We start from the raw sequence: 7369 nt of genomic DNA, 5'->3' as shown, positions 1-7369 counted from the left end.
AGGTCCTTGAAACTGCCCGATTGGATCACGTACGCCAATTCGGTCTCCCGGGCCCATTCCTTGCCATCATCAACGTTGCCGACGGTCACGTTCTCACCCTTGATATAGCGGTTCATCAGGGTCAGGCCGGGAACGCCAACGGTGGCGAAGTTGAAGTCATGGCGCACCTGCCAGGAGCGTTCCTTGGCATTGTCGAAGCTGGAGTTGTAGCTGTCGTTGGCCAGGGTCCCGCCGCTGGTGCCATTGACCCGCATCCAGGCATCGTCGCCGCTGACCTTTTGCAGGCCCACGTAGAACGTATGGCCCTGGTAGCGCGCCGAGAGCAGTGCCGAGGCGGTACGGTTGTCCAGTTTACCGGCGCGCTCGGCGCCGTCTTCCTTGCCGATGAAGTAGCCCAGGTTTGCGCCCAAGGTCCAGTCGCCCAGCGGCTGGCTGTGGGTCAGGTTCAGGTATTGTTGGTGGTAGATGTCCTTGAGCTGGGCATCCCACAGGCCAATCATGGTGCGTTTGTCGTTGAAGGTGTATTCGCCGCCACCGAAGTTGAACCGGTCGGAGGTGAACGCGCCTTTGCCGTTCATCGACATGTCCTCCATGCTGGCATCGTTGCGCGGGCTGTTGCCGCGGAACTGGCCGGCGTACAGGGTCAGGCCGGCGATTTCCCTGGAGGTCAGCTGGCCACCGCGGAAGGTTTGCGGCAGCGAACGGCCGTCGTCCGAACGCAGGATCGGCAGCACCGGCATCCATTCCCCGACCTTCAGTTCGGTTTCGGAAAGCTTGGCCTTCAACGCCACACCCAGGCGGCCGAAATCATCGGCTGGGCGGCCATCGTCGTGCACGGGTAGCAGGTGGGTGTTGGTGGTGCCTTTGCCACCGTCGAGCTTGACCGAATACAGGCCCAGCACGTCCACGCCGAAACCGATGGTGCCTTGGGTGAAGCCGGAGCGGGCATCCAGAATGAAGCTCTGCGTCCATTCTTCGGCCTTGCCCTGTGGGTTGGCCGGGTCAACGAAGTTACGGTTGATGTAGAAGTTGCGCAGGTTGAGGGTGGCCTTGGCGTCTTCCAGGAAACCGCCTTGGTCGGCAGCGAAGACGGGGAGGGCGCAGGACATGGCCAACAGGCCGGGCAGCAGCTGGCGTGCGGTTTGCGAAGTGCTCATCTGTCGTGGATCTCTTGTTTTTATGGGGCGTTGCGTGGGGGGATGGTGCGGCGTGAGGCGGGGGTGAGGCAATTCGTCGCAAACGGAAGGGGGCGATAATCGAACGGAATGTTCCAGTTGGTTAATTACTGACACATTTTGCAGCAGCCATGAAAAAGGCCCACCGCCAGGGTGGGCCTTGTGCTGTACCGAGCCAGGTCAGCCTTTGGGCGTATCCACCGCGGCTTGCTGGTTGGCTTGGCCAGTGCGCTCGTACCAGCCACCGCCCAGCGCCTTGTACAGGTTGACCTCGCTGGTCAGCTGCGACAGGCGGTCGCCGATCAGTGCCTGCTGGGCACTGAACAGGTTGCGCTGGGCGTCGAGGAAGGTCAGGTTGCTGTCGATACCGATACGGTAGCGGCGCTCGGCCAGGCGATAGTAGTCCTGGTTGGCTTGCACCAGGTCGCGTTGCGCCTGCAATTGCTCTTCGAAGGTCTTGCGCGCTGCCAGGCCATCGGAGACTTCCTGGAAGGCCGTCTGGATGGTCTTTTCGTACTTGGCGACGTTGATGTCCTTCTGGATTTTCGAGTAGTCCAGGCTGGCCTTCAGGCTGCCGGCGTTGAAGATCGGCAGGTTGATCTGCGGCTGGAACAGCCAGGTGCCCTGGCCGCCCGAGAACAGGTGGCCCATGTCGGGGCTCAGGCTGCCGGCGTTGGCCGTCAGGCTGATGCTTGGGAAGAACGCTGCGCGGGCGGCGCCGATATTGGCATTGGCGGCCTTGAGCAGGTGTTCGGCTTCCTGGATGTCCGGGCGGCGCTGGAGGATGTCGGACGGCAAGCCGGCCGGTACTTCCGCCAGTTGATCGGCGTCGAGCTCCAGCGGCTTGGGCAGGTTGGCAGGAATGCCGGTGCCCAGCAGCACGGTCAGGCTGTTGACGTCCTGGGCGACCAGGCGCTGGTACTGCGAATACTTGACCCGGGCCCCTTCCACGGCGGTGCGTGCCTGGCTCAAGTCCAGTGCCGAGGCCACGCCCACTTCATTGCTGCGACGGGTGAGGTTGTAGCTTTCCTCGTAGGTCTTCAGCGTTTCTTCAGTCAGCTTGAACAGCGCCTGGTCGGCCTGCCAGGTGTAGTAGGCGTTGGCCACGCTGGCCACCAGGGCAATTTGCGTGGACCGCCGTGCCTGTTCGCTGGACAGGTAGGTTTCCAGGGCTTGCTCGGTCAGGCTGCGGACCCGGCCGAACAGGTCCAGTTCATAGGCGCTGACACCCAGCGTGGCCGAGTATTGGCTGGTGATGCTGGACTCACCGGTTTGCGACATGTTCGCCGGTACCCGCTGGCGGCTACCGCTGGCGTTGGCGGAAACCGCCGGGAACAGGTCGGCCCGCTGAATGCGATACTGCGCGCGGTACGCGTCGAGGTTCAGTGCGGCAACACGCAGGTCGCGGTTGTTGACCAGCGAAGTCTGGATCAGCTGCTGCAGTGCCGGGTCACGGAAGAACTGGCGCCAGCCCTGTTCGGCAGCGGCGACGTCTGCCGACTGCGTGGGGGAATATGCAGGGCCTTGCGGCCACTGCGCAGCCACCGGCGATTCCGGGGTCTGGTAGTCAGGGATCAGCGAGCAGCCGCCCAGAATGAAAGCGGTTACCGCCAGGGACAACAAAGACTTGGTCATTGCCCAGCCTCATAACGTGGAGTTTCAGGGGTGGCGTCTTTTTCCGGCTTTTTGCTGCCGAACAGCGACGACACTGCGACGAAGAATAGCGGTACCCAGAAGATTGCCAGCACGGTCGCGCTGATCATGCCGCCGATCACGCCGGTGCCGATGGCGTGCTGGCTGCCGGCGCCCGCGCCGCTGGCGATGGTCAACGGTACCACGCCAAGGATGAATGCCAGCGAGGTCATGATGATCGGGCGCAGACGCATGCGGCAGGCTTCGATCGCGGCGTCGTACAGGCTGCGACCCTGCTCGTGCAGTTCCTTGGCGAACTCGACGATCAGAATGGCGTTTTTCGCCGCCAGGCCGATGGTGGTCAATAGGCCGACCAGGAAGTACACGTCGTTGGACAGGCCGCGCAGGCTGGTGGCGATCAGTGCACCTATGATACCCAGCGGTACCACCAGCACCACGGCGATCGGAATCGACCAGCTTTCATACAGCGCTGCCAGGCACAGGAACACGAACAGTACCGAGAGGGCGAACAGTGCCGGCATCTGCGAGCCGGAGAGTTTTTCCTCGTAGGACATGCCGGTCCAGGAGAAGCCCACACCGCTAGGCAGTTCGCCGGCAATGCGCTCGACCTCGGCCATGGCTTCACCGGTGCTGTAGCCAGGCGCCGGGGCACCGAGAATCTCCATGGCCTCCACACCGTTGTAACGCGACAGCTTGGGCGAACCGTAGCTCCACTCACCCTTGGCGAAGGAGGAGAACGGCACCATCTCGCCAGCGCCATTGCGCACGTACCACTTCTGCAGGTCTTCAGGGCTCATCCGCGCGTTGGCTTCGCCCTGGATGTACACCTTCTTGACCCGGCCACGGTCGATGAAGTCGTTGACGTAGCTAGCACCCAAGGCGATGGACAGGGTGTTGTTGATGTCGGCAATGGTCACGCCCAGGGCGCTGGCACGCTCGTCATCGATGGTCAGCTGGTACTGCGGCTCGTCGTTCAGGCCGTTCGGGCGTACGCCACTGAGCACTTTGCTCTGCGACGCCTTGGCCAGGAACTCGTTGCGCGCTTCCATCAGCTTGGCATGGCCGACACCGCCGCGGTCCTGCAGGAACACGTCGAAACCGGTGGCGTTACCCAGTTCCAGCACCGCCGGTGGGGCAAACGCGAACACCATGGCATCGCGGAAGGTGAAGAAGTGCTGCTGGGCGCGTTGGGCCAAGGCGAACACGCTGTTTTCCTGGGACCGTTCACCCCATGGCTTGAGCATGATGAATGCCATGCCCGAGCTTTGCCCACGGCCGGCGAAGTTGAAGCCGTTGACGGTGAATACCGACGACACGGTGTCGGCTTCATCCTTGAGCAGGTATTCACGCATCTGGTCGACCACCACCTGGGTGCGCTCGGCACTGGAGCCAGCCGGGGTCTGCACCTGGGCGAACAGCACGCCCTGGTCTTCCTCGGGCAGGAACGCGGTAGGGATGCGGGCGAACAGCCAGATCATGCCAACCACGATCAGTGCATAGGCCAGCAGGAACGGCACCTTGTTGCGCAGGATGGCGCCCACGCTGCGCTCGTAGCCGTTGACGCTGCGGTCGAAGTTGCGGTTGAACCAGCCGAAGAAGCCACCTTTGGCGGTGTGGTGCTCGCCCTTTTTCAGCGGCTTGAGCATGGTCGCGCACAGGGCAGGGGTGAAGATCAGCGCCACCAGCACCGACAGCCCCATGGCCGAAACGATGGTGATGGAGAACTGCCGGTAGATTACGCCGGTGGAGCCACTGAAGAACGCCATGGGCAGCAGAACCGCCGACAGCACCAGGGCGATACCCACCAGGGCCCCCTGGATCTGCTCCATGGAGCGCTTGGTCGCCTCCTTGGGCGGCAGGCCGTCTTCGGACATGACCCGCTCGACGTTCTCCACCACGACGATGGCGTCGTCCACCAGCAAACCGATGGCCAGCACCATGGCGAACATGGTCAGGGTGTTGATGCTGAAACCCGCAGCGGCAAGGATGCCGAAGGTACCCAGCAACACCACCGGCACGGTCATGGTGGTGATGATGGTGGCGCGGAAGTTCTGCAGGAACAGGTACATCACCAGGAACACCAGCACCACGGCTTCGATCAGCGTATGGATTACGCCACTGATCGACTCGGTGACCACCGGCGTGGTGTCATACGGGAATACCGCTTTCACCCCAGGCGGGAAGAAGGGTTCCAGGTCGCTGATGGTCTGGCGCAGCGCCTTGGCCGTGTCCAGGGCGTTGGCCCCGGTTGCCAGTTTCACGGCCAGACCGGAGGCCGGCTTGCCGTTGAACTGGGCGCTGATGGCATAGTTTTCACCGCCCAGGCCAACCTCGGCGACATCCCCCAGGCGCACCTGGGAACCGTCGTTGTTGACCTTGAGCAGGATCTTCTCGAACTGCTCGGCGGTCTGCAGGCGGGTCTTGCCGATGATGGTCGCGTTCAGCTGGGTACCCGGCATGGCCGGCAGGCCGCCAAGCTGGCCGGAGGACACCTGCACGTTCTGCGCAGCCACGGCATTCTTGACGTCGACCGGGGTCAGCTGAAACTTGTTCAGCTTGGCCGGGTCGAGCCAGATGCGCATGGCGTACTGTGCACCGAACACCTGGAAGTCGCCCACACCGGCAGTACGCGAGATCGGGTCCTGCATGTTGGAGACGATGTAGTTGGCCAGGTCGTCCTTGGTCATGCTGCCGTCTTCGGACACCAGGCCGATCACCATCAGGAAGTTCTTCACTGCTTTGGTAACACGGATACCTTGCTGCTGCACTTCCTGCGGCAGCAGCGGGGTGGCCAGGTTCAGCTTGTTCTGCACCTGCACCTGCGCGGTGTCGGGGTTGGTGCCTTGCTCGAAGGTGGCGGTAATGGTCATGCTGCCGTCGGAGTTGCTTTCCGACGACACATAACGCAGGTTGTCGATACCGTTGAGCTGCTGCTCGATCACCTGGACCACGGTGTCCTGCACGGTCTGCGCCGAAGCGCCCGGGTAGGTCACGGCGATGGCGATGGCCGGCGGCGCGATGCTGGGGTACTGGTTGATCGGCAGCTTCAGGATCGACAAGGCCCCGACCAGCATGATCACCAAGGCGATCACCCAGGCGAAGATCGGGCGATCGATAAAGAACTTCGACATGGTTTACTCCGCTTTGGCGTCTGCTTTCGCCGCGTTGGCCTGATCAGGGCTGCCCGGCTTCTTGACGTTGGTGGCTTCGCTGACCTTGACCTCGACGCCAGGGCGCACGTACTGCAGGCCTTCGGTGATCAGGCGGTCACCCGGGTTGAGGCCTTCTTCGATCAGCCAGTCGCTGCCCAGGGTTCGGTTGGCCTTGAGCTGACGCAGTTCGACCTTGTTGTCCTTGTTCACCACCAGCGCGGTTGGCGCACCTTTCAGGTCGCGGGTAACGCCCTGTTGCGGGGCCAGAATGGCGTTGGCGTTGACCCCAGCCTTCAACCGCGCATGCACGAACATACCGGGCAGCAGGGTGTGGTCTGGGTTGGGGAACAGCGCACGCAGGGTCACCGAGCCGGTGGTCTCGTCGACTGCAACTTCCGAGAACTCCAAGCGGCCTTCCTGCTTGAACAGGCTGCCGTCTTCGAGCACCAGCTGTACCGAGGCGGCGTTGTCGCCAGCCTTCTGCAACTGGCCGCTTTCCAGGTCGCGGCGCAGCTTGAGCAGCTCGGCAGTGGACTGGGTAACGTCGACGTAGATCGGGTCGAGTTGCTGGATGGTGGCCATGGCGTTGGTCTGGCCGTTGTTCACCAGCGCACCTTCGGTGACCGCTGAGCGGCCGATACGCCCGCTGATCGGGGCCAGCACCTTGGTGTAGCGCAGGTCGATCTGTGCACTTTTCAGCGATGCTTCTGCCTGCAACCGTTTGGCATTGGCGTCGTCGTATTCCTGCTTCGACACGGCCTGCTCGTCGATCAGTTGCTTGTAACGCTCGGCCAGCGAGCGGGTAGCTTGCAGGTTGGCCTGGGCGTTACCTAGCGCTGCCTCGTACACGGCAGGGTCGATCTGGTAGAGCTGCTGGCCTTCCTTGACGTCGCTGCCTTCCTTGAACAGGCGCTTGAGAATGATGCCATTGACCTGCGGGCGCACTTCGGCAATGCGGTAGGCACTGGTGCGCCCCGGCAATTCCGAGGTCAGGGTGAAAGGTTGTGGCTGGATGGTTACGACGCCGACCTGAGGAGCCTGCGCCGCTGGCGCTGCTTCTTCTTTCTTACAGCCACTGAGCAGTGTTGCCAGGGCGACGGCGGAAACCAGAGCGGTAACGGCTGGCTTGAATTGCATGAGGATCCTCGGGTCGCAGGAGCAGGTAGACGCTCAAGAATAATGGAAGAGTCGAGATCTGGAGAAATTTGCTATCCGGTAGATAAATAGCTTGCTAAGGAATATACTTACATTCATGGTTGTTTGTAAATACCGCTTGGTTGTACCCAGGTACCGCCACAGCCCGTGATTAGCCCCGCCGCGAGGCGCCCTGCAGAGGTGCCCGCGAAATGTCCCCCCGTGCGCAGCGCGCGTTCGGGCCCGATGAGGTTG

At 62.4% G+C, this 7369-nt stretch carries 4 protein-coding genes; all 4 read right to left on the bottom strand.

Annotated features, from left to right (window positions below; all coding sequences use genetic code 11):
• The coding region (locus APH30_RS08235; protein ID WP_054912199.1) for an OprD family porin at positions 1–1157 on the bottom strand (1157 nt) is incomplete at its 3' end.
• Positions 1158–1355: 198 nt separating this feature from the next.
• Positions 1356–2810, bottom strand: a complete 1455-nt coding sequence (locus APH30_RS08230) for an AdeC/AdeK/OprM family multidrug efflux complex outer membrane factor (protein WP_054912198.1) — start codon at positions 2808–2810, stop codon at positions 1356–1358.
• On the bottom strand, positions 2807–5959 hold the full coding sequence (gene ttgB, locus APH30_RS08225) for a multidrug efflux RND transporter permease subunit TtgB (protein ID WP_029887533.1): 3153 nt from the start codon (positions 5957–5959) through the stop codon (positions 2807–2809). Before ttgB ends, APH30_RS08230 begins: the two co-directional genes overlap by 4 nt.
• 3 nt (positions 5960–5962) lie before the next feature.
• Positions 5963–7117, bottom strand: a complete 1155-nt coding sequence (gene ttgA / locus APH30_RS08220; protein ID WP_009685610.1) for a toluene efflux RND transporter periplasmic adaptor subunit TtgA — start codon at positions 7115–7117, stop codon at positions 5963–5965.
• Positions 7118–7369 lie beyond the last annotated feature (252 nt).

Origin of the sequence: Pseudomonas sp. NBRC 111127 (assembly GCF_001320345.1) — a bacterium.
In the GTDB taxonomy this organism is placed as follows: Bacteria; Pseudomonadota; Gammaproteobacteria; order Pseudomonadales; family Pseudomonadaceae; genus Aquipseudomonas; species Aquipseudomonas juntendi.
Note: the sequence above shows the minus strand (reverse complement) of the source record. Positions and strands in the feature narration are given on the sequence as shown.